Source organism: Azospirillum brasilense (assembly GCF_022023855.1).
Lineage (GTDB): Bacteria > Pseudomonadota > Alphaproteobacteria > Azospirillales > Azospirillaceae > Azospirillum > Azospirillum brasilense_F.
Genome location: NZ_CP059449.1, coordinates 2,138,315 through 2,154,407, shown reverse-complemented (window position 1 = coordinate 2,154,407; position 16,093 = coordinate 2,138,315). Strand labels below are relative to the sequence as shown.

Sequence of the window (16,093 nt, the reverse complement as noted above, 5' to 3'; positions counted from 1 at the left end):
AGGCAAATTTACTTACCGTTTCATCAGTTGCACTGTCCCACGGATTTCTCGGCGCACACCGTCGTGCCGTCGATCCAGGTGGCGCCCGACAGATCGGCGTGCCGCAGGTCCGCACCGCCCAGCCGCGCCCCGGTGAAGTCGGCCTTTTGCAGGATGGCGTTCACCAGCTTCGCGTTGCGCAGGTCCGCTTCCTTCAGGGATGCCCCGGTCAGGTCGGCGCGGGTGAAATCGGCCTCGATCAGGCGGGCGCCGTCCAGCTTCACCCCCGGCATGGTGGCGCTGAAGAACTTCGCGCGATAGCCGTCGGTCTCCGACAGGTCGGCATCCTTCAACGTGGCCCGCTGGAAAGTGGCGTCGCGCAGCATCGCCCCGGCAAGTTTCACAGACGACAGATCGCGCCCGTCGAAGTAGCAGCGGCGCCAGTTGACCTTCGGCTGCGCCGGGTCGGTGCATTCGGCCAGAGCGACGGAGGGAACCAGGGCTGCGCCCAGGAAGGTGGCAAGTACCGCGAAGGCGGCGAAAATTGTCGTCTTCATGCGCCAACAGATAGTGTCGCGCAGGCCGAATAACAAAGGGTCCGGCGCAACAAAAAGCCGTGGCGGGCAGCGACTTACCGTCACGCCCCCTTCGGGGTCCGCAGCCCGACCGATCGCCCGGCCTGCGGCGGCACGGAAAGCGTGGCGTGCTCCGCCGCGGTCCAGGCCAGCCGTTCCGCGACGTCCGGAGCCAGCGGCACCGAACGGCGTTCCGCCAGATCGACATGGAGCAGAACGAATTCCGCCGTGGCGGCGAGGAAGCCGTCCTCCTCATGGCGCATTTCGTGGAACAGATGCAGCCGTTTGGCGTCCGCGCCCAGGACCAGGGACGTGAAGGTCAGCCCGTCGCCCTCCGTGACCTCGCGGGCGTAGGTCAGGTGCGCCTCGACCGCGAACATCGACCGCCCCTCGCCCTCCGCGTACGCCTTGCCGATCCCGAAATGGTCGAGCACGGCGTCGGTCGCGTGATCGAAGGCGAGCAGATAGTAGGCCACGTTCATGTGGCCGTTGTAGTCGATCCACTCCGGGCGGACGGTTTCCCGGTGCAGGCGAAGCGGGGTGGGCGAATGGTTCATGCCCTCAAGGATAAGCGATGCCGCTGCGCTTTGGGAACCGGCTTGGATGGTCAGCCAAGCCGGTTCCGAGCATCCTGAAGACGCCTTCTTCCCCATTGCGACACGGGAAAGGAGGCGATGCCCCGGTTCAGGCGCCCCGCCTCACACGCTGAAGTATTTCGCCCGCGGGTGGTGCAGGACGATGGCGGACGTGCTCTGCTCCGGGTGGAGCTGGTGTTCGTCGGACATCTCCACGCCGATCCGCCCGGCGTCGAGGAGCTTCAGAAGCTGCTCCTGGTCGGCGAGGTTCGGGCAGGCCGGGTAGCCGAAGCTGTAGCGGCTGCCGCGATAGGCCTGCTGCAGCAGCTTCTCCTTGTCGCGGCTGTCCTCGGCGCCGTAGCCCAGTTCGGCGCGGATGCGGGCGTGAACGTACTCCGCCATCGCCTCGGTCATCTCCACCGACAGGCCGTGCAGGTAGAGATAGTCCTGGTAGCGGTTCTCGGCGAACCAGTCCCGCGCCACCTCGGCGCAATGCTGGCCCATGGTGACGATCTGCAGGCCCAGCACGTCGCGCTCGCCGTCGTTCACGTCGCGCAGGAAGTCGGCGATGCACTCGCCGTCCTCCTTGGCCTGACGCGGCAAGGTAAAGCGAGCGACCTCGCTGGTCCCGTCCTCGGCGAACAGGATGACGTCGTCGCCGTCAGCCGCCGCCTTCCAATAGCCGTAGACCGCCTGGGGCCGCAGGATTTCTTCCTTCGCGGCGATCTTAAGGATGCGGTCGAGCACCGGGCGAAGCTCTTTCTTCGCCCACTCCTTGAACTCCTCGAAGGACTTGCCGTCCTTCCGGTAGCCCCACTGGAGCTGGTAGAGCATGCGCTCGTTCAGGTAGGTCACCAGCGTCTTCAGCGGCACATGCTCGATGACCTTCGGCCCCCAGAAGGGCGGAGTCGGCACCGGCACGCCTTCGGCCAGACGGGTGCGACGGGCGCGTGCGGCATCCTTGTCCACCGGGCCGACGGTGGCGCTGGTCGCCTGCCCGAGCACGCGGCGGCGGTTGACCGCCCGCCCCGCCCGCTTGGCCTGCTGGATGGCGAGCTGCTGGTCGAAGCTGCCGCCCACCACCTGATCCATCAGGGTCAGCCCGTCGAAGGCGTCGCCGGCATAGGCCACGCGGCCCGAGCCGTAGGAGGCCACGCAGTCCGTCTCCACATAGGCGCGGGTCAGGGCAGCACCGCCGAGCAGGACCGGAACCTCCAGCCCCTCGCGGGTCATCTCCTCCAGATTCTCGCGCATCACGACGGTGGACTTCACCAGCAGGCCGGACATGCCGACGGCGTCGGCCTTGTGCTCCTTCGCCGCCTGGATGATCGCGCCGATCGGCTGCTTGATGCCCAGGTTGACGACCTTGTAGCCGTTGTTGGTCAGGATGATGTCCACGAGGTTCTTGCCGATGTCGTGGACGTCGCCCTTCACGGTGGCCAGCACCATGGTGCCCTTCTGCTGGCCGTCCAGCTTCTCCATGTGCGGCTCCAGCCACGCCACGGCGGCCTTCATGGTCTCCGCGGACTGGAGCACGAACGGAAGCTGCATCTTGCCGGCGCCGAACAGCTCGCCCACCACCTTCATGCCGTCGAGCAGGTAGGTGTTGATGATCTCCAGCGGCGGGTGGGTCTTCATCGCCTCGGCCAGATCGTCCTCCAGCCCGGTGCGGTCGCCGTCGACGATGCGCTCCTTCAGCCGTTCCTCGACCGTCTCGGCGCGGGCCTTCTTCTTGGCGTCCGCCGCCTTGCGGCCCTCGAACAGTGCGATGAAGGCCTGGAGCGGGTCATACCCTTCCGCACGGCGGTCGAAGATCAGATCCTCGGCGGTCTTGACCTCCTTCTCGGGGATCTGGTGCAGCGGCATGATCTTCGAGACATGCACGATGGCGCCGGTCATGCCGCGCTTCACCGCATGATCGAGGAAGACCGAGTTCAGGACGTGGCGCGCCGCCGCGTTCAGGCCGAAGGAAACGTTGGACAGGCCCAGGATGATCTGGCAGCCGGGCATCTCGCGGCTGATCGCCTCGATGCCCTCCAGCGTCCAGATGGCCAGCTTGCGGTCGTCCTCGTTGCCGGTGGCGATGGTGAAGGTCAGCGGGTCGAACAGCAGGTCGTGCGCCGGCAGGCCGAACTCGTTGACCGCGAGGTCGTAGAGGCGCTTGGCAATGGCGAGCTTGCGCTTCGGCGTCTTCGCCATGCCCTCCTCGTCGATGGTCAGAGCGATCACCGCCGCGCCGAACTTCTTGGCGAGCGCGAGGCGCTTGCGGGCCGGCTCCTCACCGTCCTCGAAGTTGATCGAGTTGATGATCGCCTTGCCGCCGTAGAGCGCCAGCGCCTTCTCCAGCACGATGTATTCGGTGGAGTCGATGACCAGGGGGGCGGTGACCGATCCGGCGAAGCGCTGCACGACGGCCTTCATCTCCGCCACCTCGTCGCGGCCGACGAAGGCGGTGCAGACGTCCAGCGTGTGCGAGCCTTCCTTCACCTGCTCGCGCGCCATCTCGACGCAGCCGTCCCAGTCGTTCTTCTCCTGAAGCTCGCGCCACTTCTTGGAGCCATTGGCGTTGCAGCGCTCGCCGATGGCGAAGAAGGCGTTTTCCTGGCGAAGCGTGACCTGGGAGTAGAGCGAGGCGACCGCGGGCACCCAATGGACCGTGCGGCCCTTCGGGTTCGGGCGGTGCGAGCCGGCCGGGGCCAGCTTGCGCAGCATCTGGTTGGCCGCCGCGATGTGCGGAACGTTGGTGCCGCAGCAGCCGCCGACGAGGTTCACCCCGTCCTCGGTCACGAAGCGCTCCAGCCAATGGGCGAAGTCGTCGGCGCGCAACGGATAGTGGGTCTTGCCGTCGACCAGTTCCGGCAGGCCGGCGTTCGGCTGCACGGAGACGAGGCCCGGCCAGTTCTGGGTCAGCCACTTCACATGCTCGCTCATCTCCAGCGGGCCGGTGGCGCAGTTCAACCCGATCAGCGGCACGTCCAAAGACTGGATCACGGTGGCCGCCGCGGCGATGTCGGTGCCGACCAGCAGCGTGCCCGTGGTTTCCACCGTCACCTGCACGAAGACCGGCGTGTCCGACCCGGCCTCGGCGCGGGCGCGCTTGATGCCGTTGACGGCGGCCTTGATCTGCAGCGGGTCCTGGCAGGTCTCGACCAGGATGGCGTCGGCGCCGCCGGCGATCAGGCCGGCCGCCTGGACGAAGAAGCTGTCCTCAAGATCCTGATAGGGGATGTGGCCCAGGCTGGGCAGCTTGGTACCCGGCCCGACCGAGCCGATGACGAAGCGCGGCTGCCCGTCCGTGAAGGTCTCCGCCGCCTCGCGCGCCAGTTCGACCGCGCGCTGGTTGATCTCGAACGCCTTCTCGGAGATGCCGAACTCGCCCAGCGTCACCGGGGAGGCGCCGAAGGTGTCCGTTTCCACCATGTCCGCGCCGGCCTCGAAATAGCCGCGGTGGATCTCCCGCACGATGTCCGGGCGCGAGAGCGGCAGGATGTCGGTGCAGTTCTCGTGCCCCCAGTAGTCCTTCTCCACGTCGAGGTCGAGCGCCTGGATGCGGCTGCCGAACCCGCCGTCGCAGAGCAGGACGCGGTCGCGGAGAGTGTCGAGAATGTGCGGCATGGGAAGATCTGGTCCGTTTCGGGAGGAAGGTCGTGCGGAAAGTCAGGGAATCGGCGTCTCAGTCGAGATCGTGGCAGTTCACCGGCCACCAGTCTTCGTCAAGAAGCTGGTCAAGTCCGTAAGGGCATTCGGAAGGAAGGGCATGTTCATCGACGCGATCCTGTCCGAGCCCGTCGGTTGCAAAGCCGCGACCACGGCGGAACGCGGACGGAAGATCGACATGCCCCTTCAGGCTGGGGCTGTCGGCCAGCGCATCGACGGCCGCCGCACGCTGTTCGCGTACGGACTTCCGCCAACCGCTGCGCGGGTCGGAAGCCGGAGAGAACTCCAGTTTAAGAAGATGCTCGATGATACGGGCAAGATGGCTGTTGATCGCACGCCGGTCGTTCCTGCCCATGTCTTCGATCTCCTCCGCCACATGATCCCAATCGATGGGCGTGTTGAGGCGTTCGCGGGCGGCTTCGCGCAGCAGACGGGCCTGCTCCTGGGTCCAGGCGTAGAAGTCGTCGTCGTACCCGATCCGGCTGTCCATGGCCCTTCCTCCGCGACCGCGATCATCCGCAACACCCTATCACAGGGGGGCGGTCAGGACACCGCCGGCTGCTTCGCCTTCACGCCCAGCATCCGGCAGATGGCCACCGTCAGGTCCGAGCGGTTCAGGGTGTAGAAATGGAACTCCTTGATGCCCTGGGCCTGGAGCGCCTGGCACTGCTCCGCCGCCATGGTCGCGGCGACGAGCTGGCGGGTCTCCGGATCGGAATCCAGCCCTTCGAAGGTTTCGGCAAAGCGTTGGGGCATCGCCGCCCCGCACTTGCCGGCGAACTCCACCGCGCGGGCGAAGTTGGTGATCGGCAGGATGCCGGGCACGATCGGCACGGTGATGCCGGCGGCGGCACAGCGGTCGAGGAAGCGGAAGTAGGCGTCGTTGTCGAAGAAGAACTGGGTGATCGCCCGCGTCGCCCCGGCGTCCACCTTGCGCTTCAGGTTGTCCAGGTCGAACTGTGCGCTCGGCGCCTCCGGATGGCACTCCGGATAGGCGGCGACGGAGATCTCGAAGTCGGCGACCTTCTTCATCCCGGCCACCAGATCGGCGGCATAGGCATACCCGCCGGGATGCGGAACGTAGCGCCCGCCGACCCCGCCCTCGGTCTCCGGCGGATCGCCGCGCAGGGCCACGAGATGGCGGATGCCGGCGTCCCAGTAGGTGCGGGCGATGGCGTCGATCTCCTCGCGCGTCGCACCCACGCAGGTGAAATGGGCGGCGGCGGGGATGCCCGTTTCCTTCTGGATGCGCGTCACCGTGTTGTGCGTGCGTTCGCGCGTCGAGCCGCCGGCCCCGTAGGTCACCGAGACGAAGGACGGGGCGAGCGGGGCAAGGCGTTGGATCGCCTGCCACAGGCTCTGTTCCATCTTCTCCGTCTTGGGCGGGAAGAATTCGAAGCTGACCGACGGGATGCCGGACGTCATGACTGGGCTCCGCTGATGGAGAGGATGGAGGGGTCGGCCGGGGATGCGCCCTTCGCGGCGCGCACCGCCGGCCAGATGGATACGGTAAGCGGTTCGCCCGGCAGATGCACCACGGCACCGCACTCCAGACCGCATTGGCGGCACCAGGCGGTGACCTCGGCGTCCGAGAAGCCCAGCCGGCGGTGCGCGTGCTCCGCTCGCAGGGATTCCAGGGCGTGGGGAGCGAAATCGACCAGCAGCAGCAGGCCGCCGGGCCGCAGCACCCGCGCCGCCTCGACCAGAAGATCGGCCGGCGCCTCCGCGAAATGCAGCACCTGATGGACGACCGCCGCGTCGAAGGAGCCGGACGGAAAGGGAAGCTGGTACATGTCCGCCTGCCGGACATGGCAGTGGCGTAGCGCCGTGTCCTCCAGCTTGGTGCGGGCGATGGACAGCATCTCGCGCGACTGGTCGACCCCCACGGCGCGCCGGGCGCGCGGCCCCAGAACCTCCAGCATGCGGCCCGTGCCGGTGCCGATGTCCAGGAGATCCCCGATCCCGTCGGCGGGGATCAGGCGCAGCAGCGCCTCCTCCACCTCGCGTTCCGGGACGTGGAGGGAGCGGATTTCATGCCAGCGGGCGGCATTCTCGCGGAAGTAGCTGGCCGCCGCCTCGGAGCGGGCGCGCTTGATCGCCTCCAGCCGCTCCAGATCCAGCGTCATGGTCGGATCGTCGGACGGGATCGCGCCCACCAGCACCCGCGCCAACTCCGCCGAGGCGCCGCGCTCCGTCAGCCGGTAGAAGGCGAACGTGCCCTCCCGGAAACGGTCGAGAAGACCGGCGTCGCACAGCAGCTTCAGATGGCGGGACACCCGCGGTTGGCTCTGCCCCAGGATCTGGGTCAGTTCGGTCACCGTCAGCTCGCCATGAGCGCACAGCGCCAGCAGCCGAAGCCGCGTGGTCTCCGCCGCCGCCTTCAATGTCGCAAGCAGTTCGTCCATGACCGCCGGCACCGTCCCGAATCGCCCCGAAGGGCCGGCCGGCCACCACGGCCCGCCATGCGGGATACAGATATAAAGATATCTTTATGCAGCGTAAACACGTTTTCACCGGTCACCCTTCCAATCGGGCGGCACCGGCTGACGGGACGCCCGGTCGGCACGCGAAGGGCGCGGCAATCCTACCACATAGGGCGGTATCCGTATGGTGACCTCGCGTGGCACGCTGGTCAAAAGGCGGCGCCTGTGTTAGGCACGGAACAAAGGGATCGCACGGATTTTCCGGGCGATGTCCTGTCCGGCAGCGCCTGTTGCCGCCCGGCGAGGGATCGAACCCTTCGGATGTGGCGCGACGGGGCCGCGGAATCGGATGCCCCGCCCAAAGTCGTGTCCCCAGAAAGAGCCGTCGCCGATGAAGCTGGCCAACCTCTCCCGTTCCCTTCTTCGCTCGGCCGCCGTAGCCGTCGTCGCCTTCGGCATGGCCGGCTGCGCAACCGCGCCTGGCAGCAACGAAGCCGATGTCACGGTCAGCGATCCCCTGGAGATTCCCAACCGATTCGTCTTCGCCGTCAATGAGACCGCGGACATCCTGCTGATCCGCCCGGCGACAGAGGTGTATGTGGGCGTTGTCCCCGACCCGCTGCGCCAGGCGGTGCACAACTTCATCCAGAACCTGCTCGGCCCGCTCTACATCGCCAACAACCTGTTGCAGGGTGATTTCGAGGGCGCCCAGGTCGCCACCGGCCGGTTCATGACCAACACCATCCTCGGCATCGGCGGCCTCGCCGACGTGGCGACGGAGGCCGGGATCGGCGACCGTCCCGAGGATTTCGGCCAGACGCTGGGCGTCTGGGGCGTCGGACCCGGCCCCTACGTGGTGCTGCCGTTCCTCGGCCCGTCGAACGTCCGCGACACGCTGGGCTACGGCGTAGACACGCTGGCCGACCCGTTCCGCATCGGCACCAACGCCGCCGGGGCGGACAACGCGATGTATGGGCGGACCGCCGCCGCTGGTCTGGACCGCCGCTCGCAACTCCTTCGCGAGATCGACGATCTGCGCAAGAACTCGCTGGACTTCTACGCGACGGCCCGCAGCCTCTACGCGCAGCAGCGCCGCGCCGCGATCGCCAACGACATCGCGCCGGCGACGCCGGAATTCCCCGATTTCGACGAACCCGCCAAGAAATAAAGGAGGAGGCCTGCCGCGGCGCGACCGTCCGCGCTCGATCCCTTGTCCGATTGAGTGTTGACAAAGCCCCCGCGGCAGCCACTTTTGCCTTGCCATGCTGACACGTCGCCTGTTTCTTGTGTGCGCGGCCCTGCTCGCGGTGAGCAGCTGGGCCGCCCGTCCCGCCGCCGCGCAATCGGCTGATCCGGGCGCGACCGCGTTCATCCAATCGCTGGGGAACGAGGCCGTCGCCACCTTCTCGAACAAGAGCCTGTCGCGCGAGCAGGCAGTACAGCGCTTCCGCGGCCTGCTCTATCAGGGCTTCGACGTGGCCTACATCGGGCGTTGGGTGCTGGGCCGCTATTGGAACTCCGCCACGCCGCAGCAGCACGACGAATACCAGAAGCTGTTCGAGCGGCTGATCGTCAACACCTACGCCGACCGCTTCGTCGAGTATTCGGGCGAAACCTTCCGGATCTCCGGGGCCCGCGTGGAAGGCGAGGCGGACACCATGGTCACCACCCAGATCGTCCGCCCCAACGGCCCGCCGGTGAATGTGGACTGGCGCGTGCGCAAGCGCGACACCGCCTACAAGATCATCGACGTGGTGGTCGAGGGTGTGAGCATGGGCGTGACCCAGCGCCAGGAGTTCGCCTCCGTCATCGGTCAGAACGGCGGGCGGGTCGAAGGGCTGCTCCAGGCGCTCCGCCAGAAGGTTGGCAGCGCCGGCTGATCCTTCGCTCCGCGCAACCGGGCCATCTCACGGGCCGCCTTCGGGCGGCCCTTTTTCATGCCTGCTTTTTATGGCCCTTTTTCCTGATGGTCCAAACGGCGATTCCGTGACGAACACCGCCGGAAGGGGTATGGTCGCGCCCGAAGCCTCTCTTGTGTGTTGCAGCAGCGGGCGCCCCATCCGATGGCCGACCGGACTCCGAACGAGATCGAAGAGATCAAGGCGATCATCCTCGCCCACCAGACGTGGCTGACGCGCCGCGGCGGGCGGCGGGCCGACCTCAGCTTCCGCGATCTTTCGAATCTCAGCCTCGACCGGGTGAACCTGAACGGGGCGAAGCTGGCAGGGGCCAATCTGGTCGGCGCCCGCCTCGTCCGGGCCGACCTCTCGCAGGCCGACCTGTTCGGCGCCGACATGGAGGGGGCGAACCTGACCGCCTCGACCCTGATCGGGGCGGATCTGCGCGGCGCCAACCTGCACCGGGCCATCCTGACCGACGCCAACCTGCGCGGCGCCGACTTCCGCGCCGGGTCGCTGATGAGCGGAACGGACGACAAACCACGCAGCGACGGCGTCACCCGCCTGACCGAGGCGAAGATGGAGCGCTCCATCCTGGCCGGGGCGAACTTCACGGGCTGCGACCTCAGCGGCGCCGATCTCAACGACGCCGACCTGACGGGCGCCGACATGACCGCGGCCGTTCTGGTCGGCGCGGATTTCTGGGGCGCGACCCTGGACGGCGTGACCTTCGACGGCACGACGATCGACGAGGCGACGCTCGACCGCAACTACCTGCCTGCCTCCCTTCCCAAGAACGCCATCGTCAAGCCGGCCTACAAGCCGATGCCGTCGGGCGCCTTCCTGGAGGCCGTCGCCGAGCATGAGCGGTGGGTGAACAGCCAGGGGGCGGAGGGCCGCCATCTCGATCTCGACCTCGTGTCGGTGATTGGGGCCGACCTGACGGGCCGCGTGCTCGCCGCGGCGCGGCTGCGCCGCTGCCGCCTGATGGGCGTGCGGCTGCGCAAGGCCAGCCTGGAGATGGCCGACCTCTCCTACACCGAGATGATCGGGGCCGATCTGACAGAGGCCTGCCTGAACGGCACGAACCTGCGCCGCGCCGGGCTGGCCCGCGCCGTCCTGGCCCGCGCCGACGCCCGCCCGGCCCGGCTTTCCGGAGACCGTCCCTGGCCGACCAACTTCGACGGTGCCAACCTGACCGGCGCCGACCTGCGCGACGCACGGATGGAGGATGCGGTGCTGCGCTCCGCCAAGCTGGGCGGGGCGAAGCTTGACGGCACGGGAATCACGGTGATGGTGGACACCGCGCCACCGCCGCTGCCGGCGCCGGAGGAACGGCGGGCGCAGAAGCGCTACGCCCAACCCTGCCTGGTTGTTCAGACCGACCGTGGCGCCCATTCCTCCCGCAACTGGTCGATCGGCGGAGTCTGCCTCTACGCGCCGGACGATCTGTTCGAGGAGGGCGAGACGATCGAAGGTCGCCTGTCCATCACCGGACGGGACGACATCGTGGCCACCGCGCGGATGGTCGTGGTGCACAAGGGCGCGGGGAAAGGGCAGGTGTCCGTGCGCTTCCACCAGTATGGCGACGATCTCAAGCATCTCTTGAAGACCGCCTTCCTGGAGCATCAGAAGCTGGAAGGGTAACGGAAGAAGGCTCCCCCTCCCGGATGGGGAGAGGGAACCTGCCGGAGCCGCCGCTTAGGAACGGACCAGCGGCTTGTACTTGATGCGGTGCGGGTTCACCGCGTCCTCGCCCAGACGGCGCTTCTTGTCGGCCTCGTAGGCTTCGAAGTTGCCCTCGAACCACTCCACGTGGCTGTCGCCCTCGAAGGCCAGGATGTGGGTGGCGAGGCGGTCGAGGAACCAGCGATCGTGGCTGATGACCACGGCGCAGCCGGCGAAATTCTCCAACGCCTCTTCCAGGGCGCGCAGCGTGTCGACGTCCAGATCGTTGGTCGGTTCGTCGAGCAGCAGCACGTTTGCGCCGGACTTCAGCATCTTGGCGAGGTGGACGCGGTTGCGCTCACCGCCGGAGAGCTGGCCGACCTTCTTCTGCTGGTCCGGACCACGGAAGTTGAAGGACGAGACGTAGGCGCGGCTGGGCATCGACTTCTTGCCGAGGTCGATGATGTCCAGCCCGTCGGAGATCTCCTCCCACACGGTCTTGTTCGGATTCAGCGAATCACGGCTCTGGTCGACATAGCCCAGCTTCACCGTCTCGCCGACGCGGAAGGTGCCGGCGTCCGGCCCGTCCTGCTCGGTGATCATGCGGAACAGGGTGGTCTTGCCGGCGCCGTTCGGGCCGATCACGCCGACGATGCCGCCCGGTGGCAGGCGGAAGGACAGGCCGTCGATCAGCAGGCGGTCGCCGAAGCCCTTGTTGATGCTCTCGGCCTCGATGACGACGTTGCCCAGGCGCGGCGGCGTCGGGATGACGATGCGGGCCTCGCCCGTCGCTTCCTTGCCGCTCTCGGCCAGCAAGGTCTCGTAGGCGGAGATGCGGGCCTTGCTCTTGGCCTGACGGGCGCGCGGGGACTGCCGGATCCATTCCAGCTCGGTGGCGAGCTGCTTCTGGCGGGCCTCCTCGGCGCGGCCTTCCTGCTCCAGGCGCTTCTGCTTCTGTTCCAGCCAGGAGGAGTAGTTGCCTTCCCACGGAATCCCCGACCCACGGTCGAGTTCGAGGATCCAGCCGGTCACGTTGTCGAGGAAGTAACGGTCGTGGGTGACCAGGACGACGGTGCCCTTGTAGTCCTCCAGGTGCTTCTGCAGCCACGCCACGGACTCGGCGTCCAGATGGTTGGTCGGCTCGTCGAGCAGCAGCAGATCGGGCTTCTCCAGAAGCAGCTTGCACAGCGCGACGCGGCGGCGCTCACCGCCGGACAGCTTGGTCACGTCGGAATCGCCCGGCGGGCAACGCAGCGCGTCCATGGCGATCTCGACCGTGCGGTCGATGTCCCAGGCGTCGGCGGCGTCGATCTTCTCCTGAAGCTCGGCCTGCTCGGCCATCAGCGCGTCGAAGTCGGCGTCCGGGTCGCCCATCGCCTCGGACACGGCGTTGAAGCGATCCAGCAGGCCCTTGGTCTCGGCCAAAGCCTCCAGGACGTTCTCCTGCACCGTCTTCGTCGGGTCGAGCTGCGGCTCCTGCGACAGGTAGCCGACCTTGGCGCCCTGCGCGGCCCAGGCCTCGCCCGAATAGTCCTTGTCCAGGCCGGCCATGATCTTCATCAGCGTCGACTTACCGGCGCCGTTGACGCCGAGGACGCCGATCTTCACGCCGGGCAGGAAGGACAGCCAGATGTTGTCCAGAACCTTCTTGCCGCCGGGGTAGACCTTGGACAGGCCCTTCATCACATAGACATATTGATAGGACGCCATGCGCCGCTCCGACCCTTCTGCACAAAAAGGAAAAATCCAGGACGCCACCCGCGGCGCCACTTCGCTCGCTCAGGGTTTTAGCGCATAAGGACGCGGCATGAAACGGCGAAGGAGGGAAGCCGGGTGGTCGAGATTTATGTGGATGCCGATGCCTGCCCGGTAAAGTCGGAAATTTACCGGGTGGCCGGGCGCAACGGAATCAAGGTCTGGATCGTCAGCAACGGCCCGCTCCGCCTGCCCAACGAATGCCTGTCGGAACTGGTCGTCGTCGGGTCGGAGTTCGACGCCGCCGACAACTGGATCGCCGAGCACGCGACCGAGGCTGACATTGTGGTCACCGCCGACATCCAGCTCGCCGACCGCTGCGTCAAGAATCGCGCCGTGGTGATCGGCCCGACCGGGCGCCCCTTCACGGAGGACAGCATCGGCTCGGCCATCGCCACCCGCGCGCTGATGCAGGATCTGCGCGACATGGGCGTGGTCAGCGGGGGCAACAAGCCGATGAGCCAGCAGGACAAGTCGAAGTTCCTGCAGACGCTCGATCAGGCGGTGCAGGCGCTGAAGGCCGGGCGGCGGCCGAAATGGCGGTAAGGCGTCACTCGGGCAAAGTTCAATCGGGCAGGATTCACTCGGGCAGCGCGCCGGCCTGACCGGCGGCGAAGGCGCGAGCCTGCCCGTGCGTGGCGATCCCCCGCTGGTCCAGCCGCGTCAGCAAACCCGCGGCCAGCTCCGCCTCGACCAGGGCGGGGGCGAAGGGACCCATGCGGCGGTCGGTGGCGATGCCGAAGGCGGCGGCCAGTTGCTCCAGAGAGGCCCCCTCCAGCGCCGGATCGAGCGCCGCGGCGAGCCGGGCGAGGTCGAGCGTCGGCGGCGCCTCCGGCTCCGGCAGGCCGGCGTCGCGGCAGGCACGGGCCAGCGTGCCGAGCGCCGTGTCCACCCCCCAGCCGACCACCGCGCAGCCGCGCAGGGCGTCGGCGATCACCGGCCAGGCCGCGGCGAAGGGGCGCGCGCCTTCCACCATCGCCGCGGTCACGCCGTGGGTCGCGGTGCCCTCCGCCGGGATCGGCGTGCCGGGATCGATGAACAGCTCCAGCGACAGGCTGCGGAAGACGCGCGGCCCGACCATCCGCACCGTCCCGACCGCGACGACCGGCCCCTCCTCCGCCTGCCCGGTGGCGGTGGCCACCCACAGACTGACCATCGGCAGGGCCAGCAGCGGGTCCTCGTCGCCGAGATGGACGGGACGGGCGTTGGGGCGCAGCAGCCGCCGCTCGCCGGACAGCAAAGGCTGCGCCTCCCCCGCCTTTGCCGGGAAGACCAGGGCAATGCCCGACTGGAGCCCCAGATCCTTGACCCGCACCGGCACCTCGCCCCCCTGGGCGCGGCGCAGCAGGGCGGAGACCATCTGGCCGTCCTCGCGCGCCCGCTCGATGGCGCGGAACAGCTCCGGGCGCGACAGGTGGTCGTAGATGTCGGCCCCCGCCGCCAGCCCCAGATGAGCCGAGGCTGCGGGATTCAGCGTGTCGATCCGCCCGAAATCGTCGAGCACGACCACCGGCTCCTCCAGCGCGGCGATCACGCCGGCCAGCCGCTCCCCCGGGCGATGCTCGCCGTGGCGGCCATGGCGGAGCGCCTCCGCCGCTGCCCGGGCGAGGTCGCCGGCCTCGTCCTCCTTCGCATCGGCGGCGAGGGAAGCGGCGCCGCGCCCGCGCCACGCCGACAGGGTCTCGCGCAGCCGGCCCAGATCGCGGAAATGGCGGTTCAGCCGGGCAAAGGCCATCCACAGCGCCAGCACGCCGAGCCCGACAGCCCCCATGTCCAGCAAGGAACGCTCGGGGTCGGCGACGGCCAGCCGCCCGATTTCCACCCCCAGGAAGGCGAGCGCCATACCCGCCACCGCAAAGCCCAGCACCGCCGAACGCCACGCCCCGCCCCGCATCGGGCCGCCTCCACACACCGTACGAATGGCGCGACTGTAACGCTCCCGGATGCCGACGGAAAGGGAGCGGGCGGGTCAGCCCTCCCGCTTCCGCCCTGCTAATCCGCGGCGAAGCAGTAGAGCAGCCCAGCGCCGCCCGTGCTCTTCAAGGCGTCCTGGCTGCAACCGCCCCGCGTCAGGTGGGAACTGTTCCAGGATTTGGCCGGCGGGTCGTCGCCGAGCCCCATGCGGTCGTGGTGACCGACCATGGCGGCGCCCTCCGTCCCGCTACGGGTCCAGTTGCCGCAGGTCCGATCCTCCGCGCCGCCGAAGGCCGTGCCGTCGGGCTGGCTGCCGGTCAGGATGTCGTGGGTGTTCGGGGTATCGCCTCGGCCTTTGACCATCTCGCCGGTTTCGGTCAGCCCGGTCTGCTTGGTCAGGCCGTTGGTGGCGTGCAGATCCTCCACATTGCGGGCGATCACCTGCCCCTTGGCGTTCTGCCAGGGGCCGGCGCCGATGCGGTCGCGGGCGTTCACCGCGGGCCGGCCGTCCGCCGCCTGGGTGGACAGATAGGCCTTCCAGTCGCGGTTCCCCGCCCCGACGGCCTGCGCCAACTGCCGGCAATGGCGGTCCGCGCCCTCCAGCCCACCGAGGTCGGCGCCCTTTCCCGATCCGACGCTGGTGACGAAAAAGCTCATGCCCGTGGAGCCCCCGGATGTCTGTGCCGGCGTCGGTGCCGCCGTCAGCAGAACCGCCGCCGATAGCGCAACGCCGATACCAGCCCCAAAGATGGTGCGGACCATGGATGCCCTCCCCTGCCTTGTTGTTCAGACGATGGTGGTTCGTGGACGCCGGGGCGAACGGCTTTATTCCCGCATCCTTTCGGCGCATCACCCGGCCGCATGGGCGATCCTTCTTTTTTCCCCTTCCGGTGCAGCACGAAATCCTTATCGTCCCGGGCGGCTCCCTCACGCTGGCGCAGCCACAAGATTTAATACGAATTTCGAACCATTTTATTCCCATAACAATGAAAAGGTTTGCGGAACTCAAAATAATAATGAGAGAAAACGCGAACGAACACACGCTCTCGTTATCATGCTTTTAAACATTCAAAGACTTATTCGAACGCTGTTAATCGCTCATTAAGGCAAATCCGGCAGATTTGATCTTGCGTTCTCCTTCACATTTTTTGGGTCCGGCGATGGTGATGGTCTACCACCCTTACGCGCTCCAGCATCGGCAGGAACGGCGCTCCGGGCGCAAGCTTGCGCTGGCCTTGATCGTCGCCCTCGGCCTCCCCCTGGCGGTGGGCGCCGGCTACACCCTGGAGACGGTGCGCGGCTACGCGGTGCAGGCCCGTCTGGCGCAGGCGGTGGACGCGGCGGCTCTGGCCGGCGGGCGAGTGATGTTCGACGACCAGCGCGACGGCCACATCCGCACCTTCTTCGACAACGCCTTTTCCAAGAGCTTCCTGGGCGCCCACACTGCGGTGCTGAGGATCGAGGACGATACGAACAGCGGCGTGCTGACCGTGCGCGGTCGGGCAACCGTCAAGGCGCTGTTCACTCGCGTCCTGGGCGGCAGCGATCTGGTCGTGGAGGCGCAGTCGGTCGTCCGCCGCAACGTCCGTGGCCGCAAGGGGGCTTAAACCCTCCGAAGGGAGCGCCTCGGCGCTGTCGGATGGACAGCC

14 protein-coding genes are annotated in these 16,093 nt (G+C 67.8%); 5 read left to right on the top strand and 9 right to left on the bottom strand.

Translation table 11 applies throughout. The features are described from left to right. Positions 1 to 23 precede the first annotated feature (23 nt). The 6 genes from H1Q64_RS10195 to H1Q64_RS10170 form a co-directional block, all read right to left on the bottom strand. Positions 24 to 536 (bottom strand): pentapeptide repeat-containing protein, encoded by a 513-nt coding sequence (locus H1Q64_RS10195; RefSeq protein ID WP_237903399.1) that lies wholly within the window; start codon positions 534 to 536, stop codon positions 24 to 26. Positions 537 to 616: 80 nt separating this feature from the next. Further along, on the bottom strand, positions 617 to 1,111 hold the full coding sequence (locus tag H1Q64_RS10190; RefSeq protein ID WP_237903398.1) for a thioesterase family protein: 495 nt from the start codon (positions 1,109 to 1,111) through the stop codon (positions 617 to 619). A 141-nt stretch (positions 1,112 to 1,252) separates the two neighbouring features. Beyond that, positions 1,253 to 4,744 carry a methionine synthase gene (gene metH / locus H1Q64_RS10185; RefSeq protein WP_237903397.1) on the bottom strand — a complete coding sequence of 1,164 codons (3,492 nt, stop codon included), beginning with the start codon at positions 4,742 to 4,744 and terminating at the stop codon, positions 1,253 to 1,255. 58 nt (positions 4,745 to 4,802) lie between these two features. After that, a complete protein-coding gene (locus tag H1Q64_RS10180) occupies positions 4,803 to 5,276 on the bottom strand; it encodes a DUF29 domain-containing protein (protein ID WP_237903396.1) in 474 nt (157 codons plus the stop codon). Positions 5,277 to 5,329: 53 nt separating this feature from the next. Further along, positions 5,330 to 6,211, bottom strand: a complete 882-nt coding sequence (gene metF, locus H1Q64_RS10175; RefSeq protein WP_237903395.1) for a methylenetetrahydrofolate reductase [NAD(P)H] — start codon at positions 6,209 to 6,211, stop codon at positions 5,330 to 5,332. Further along, positions 6,208 to 7,191 carry an ArsR/SmtB family transcription factor gene (locus H1Q64_RS10170; protein WP_237903394.1) on the bottom strand — a complete coding sequence of 328 codons (984 nt, stop codon included), beginning with the start codon at positions 7,189 to 7,191 and terminating at the stop codon, positions 6,208 to 6,210. The genes metF and H1Q64_RS10170 overlap by 4 nt, the downstream gene beginning before the upstream one ends. Before the next feature lie 409 nt (positions 7,192 to 7,600). On the opposite strand from H1Q64_RS10170, the gene H1Q64_RS10165 reads away from it, so the two are divergent. The 3 genes from H1Q64_RS10165 (at position 7,601) to H1Q64_RS10155 (ending at position 10,754) form a co-directional block, all read left to right on the top strand. Next, positions 7,601 to 8,377 carry a VacJ family lipoprotein gene (locus H1Q64_RS10165; RefSeq protein WP_014240617.1) on the top strand — a complete coding sequence of 259 codons (777 nt, stop codon included), beginning with the start codon at positions 7,601 to 7,603 and terminating at the stop codon, positions 8,375 to 8,377. 139 nt (positions 8,378 to 8,516) lie between these two features. Continuing rightward, positions 8,517 to 9,089 (top strand): MlaC/ttg2D family ABC transporter substrate-binding protein, encoded by a 573-nt coding sequence (locus H1Q64_RS10160; protein WP_237903393.1) that lies wholly within the window; start codon positions 8,517 to 8,519, stop codon positions 9,087 to 9,089. A gap of 183 nt (positions 9,090 to 9,272) precedes the next feature. Next, positions 9,273 to 10,754: a pentapeptide repeat-containing protein gene (locus tag H1Q64_RS10155; protein ID WP_237903392.1), complete on the top strand. Its 1,482-nt coding sequence runs from the start codon at positions 9,273 to 9,275 to the stop codon at positions 10,752 to 10,754. A 54-nt stretch (positions 10,755 to 10,808) separates the two neighbouring features. Here the strand turns inward: H1Q64_RS10155 and ettA are convergent, their stop codons facing one another. Continuing rightward, on the bottom strand, positions 10,809 to 12,485 hold the full coding sequence (gene ettA / locus H1Q64_RS10150) for an energy-dependent translational throttle protein EttA (RefSeq protein ID WP_014240614.1): 1,677 nt from the start codon (positions 12,483 to 12,485) through the stop codon (positions 10,809 to 10,811). A gap of 123 nt (positions 12,486 to 12,608) precedes the next feature. On the opposite strand from ettA, the gene H1Q64_RS10145 reads away from it, so the two are divergent. Then, positions 12,609 to 13,076 (top strand): YaiI/YqxD family protein, encoded by a 468-nt coding sequence (locus H1Q64_RS10145; protein ID WP_237903391.1) that lies wholly within the window; start codon positions 12,609 to 12,611, stop codon positions 13,074 to 13,076. Between the two features lie 34 nt (positions 13,077 to 13,110). Here H1Q64_RS10145 and H1Q64_RS10140 read toward each other — a convergent pair whose 3' ends face one another. Both H1Q64_RS10140 and H1Q64_RS10135 read right to left on the bottom strand, forming a co-directional pair. After that, positions 13,111 to 14,424, bottom strand: coding sequence for an exonuclease domain-containing protein (locus tag H1Q64_RS10140; protein WP_237903390.1), 1,314 nt, complete (start codon positions 14,422 to 14,424; stop codon positions 13,111 to 13,113). 98 nt (positions 14,425 to 14,522) lie between these two features. Beyond that, entirely contained in the window at positions 14,523 to 15,101 is a 579-nt protein-coding gene (locus H1Q64_RS10135) for a hypothetical protein (RefSeq protein WP_237903389.1), read from the bottom strand. 509 nt (positions 15,102 to 15,610) lie between these two features. On the opposite strand from H1Q64_RS10135, the gene H1Q64_RS10130 reads away from it, so the two are divergent. Beyond that, on the top strand, positions 15,611 to 16,051 hold the full coding sequence (locus H1Q64_RS10130) for a hypothetical protein (RefSeq protein ID WP_237903388.1): 441 nt from the start codon (positions 15,611 to 15,613) through the stop codon (positions 16,049 to 16,051). Positions 16,052 to 16,093 lie beyond the last annotated feature (42 nt).

Coding starts and splice junctions, on each gene's coding strand:
- H1Q64_RS10195 (WP_237903399.1), bottom strand. CDS start 536: ATGAAGACGACAATTTTCGCCGCCTTCGCGGTACTTGCCACCTTCCTG.
- H1Q64_RS10190 (WP_237903398.1), bottom strand. CDS start 1,111: ATGAACCATTCGCCCACCCCGCTTCGCCTGCACCGGGAAACCGTCCGC.
- metH (WP_237903397.1), bottom strand. CDS start 4,744: ATGCCGCACATTCTCGACACTCTCCGCGACCGCGTCCTGCTCTGCGAC.
- H1Q64_RS10180 (WP_237903396.1), bottom strand. CDS start 5,276: ATGGACAGCCGGATCGGGTACGACGACGACTTCTACGCCTGGACCCAG.
- metF (WP_237903395.1), bottom strand. CDS start 6,211: ATGACGTCCGGCATCCCGTCGGTCAGCTTCGAATTCTTCCCGCCCAAG.
- H1Q64_RS10170 (WP_237903394.1), bottom strand. CDS start 7,191: ATGGACGAACTGCTTGCGACATTGAAGGCGGCGGCGGAGACCACGCGG.
- H1Q64_RS10165 (WP_014240617.1), top strand. CDS start 7,601: ATGAAGCTGGCCAACCTCTCCCGTTCCCTTCTTCGCTCGGCCGCCGTA.
- H1Q64_RS10155 (WP_237903392.1), top strand. CDS start 9,273: ATGGCCGACCGGACTCCGAACGAGATCGAAGAGATCAAGGCGATCATC.
- ettA (WP_014240614.1), bottom strand. CDS start 12,485: ATGGCGTCCTATCAATATGTCTATGTGATGAAGGGCCTGTCCAAGGTC.
- H1Q64_RS10140 (WP_237903390.1), bottom strand. CDS start 14,424: ATGCGGGGCGGGGCGTGGCGTTCGGCGGTGCTGGGCTTTGCGGTGGCG.
- H1Q64_RS10135 (WP_237903389.1), bottom strand. CDS start 15,101: ATGAGCTTTTTCGTCACCAGCGTCGGATCGGGAAAGGGCGCCGACCTC.
- H1Q64_RS10130 (WP_237903388.1), top strand. CDS start 15,611: ATGGTCTACCACCCTTACGCGCTCCAGCATCGGCAGGAACGGCGCTCC.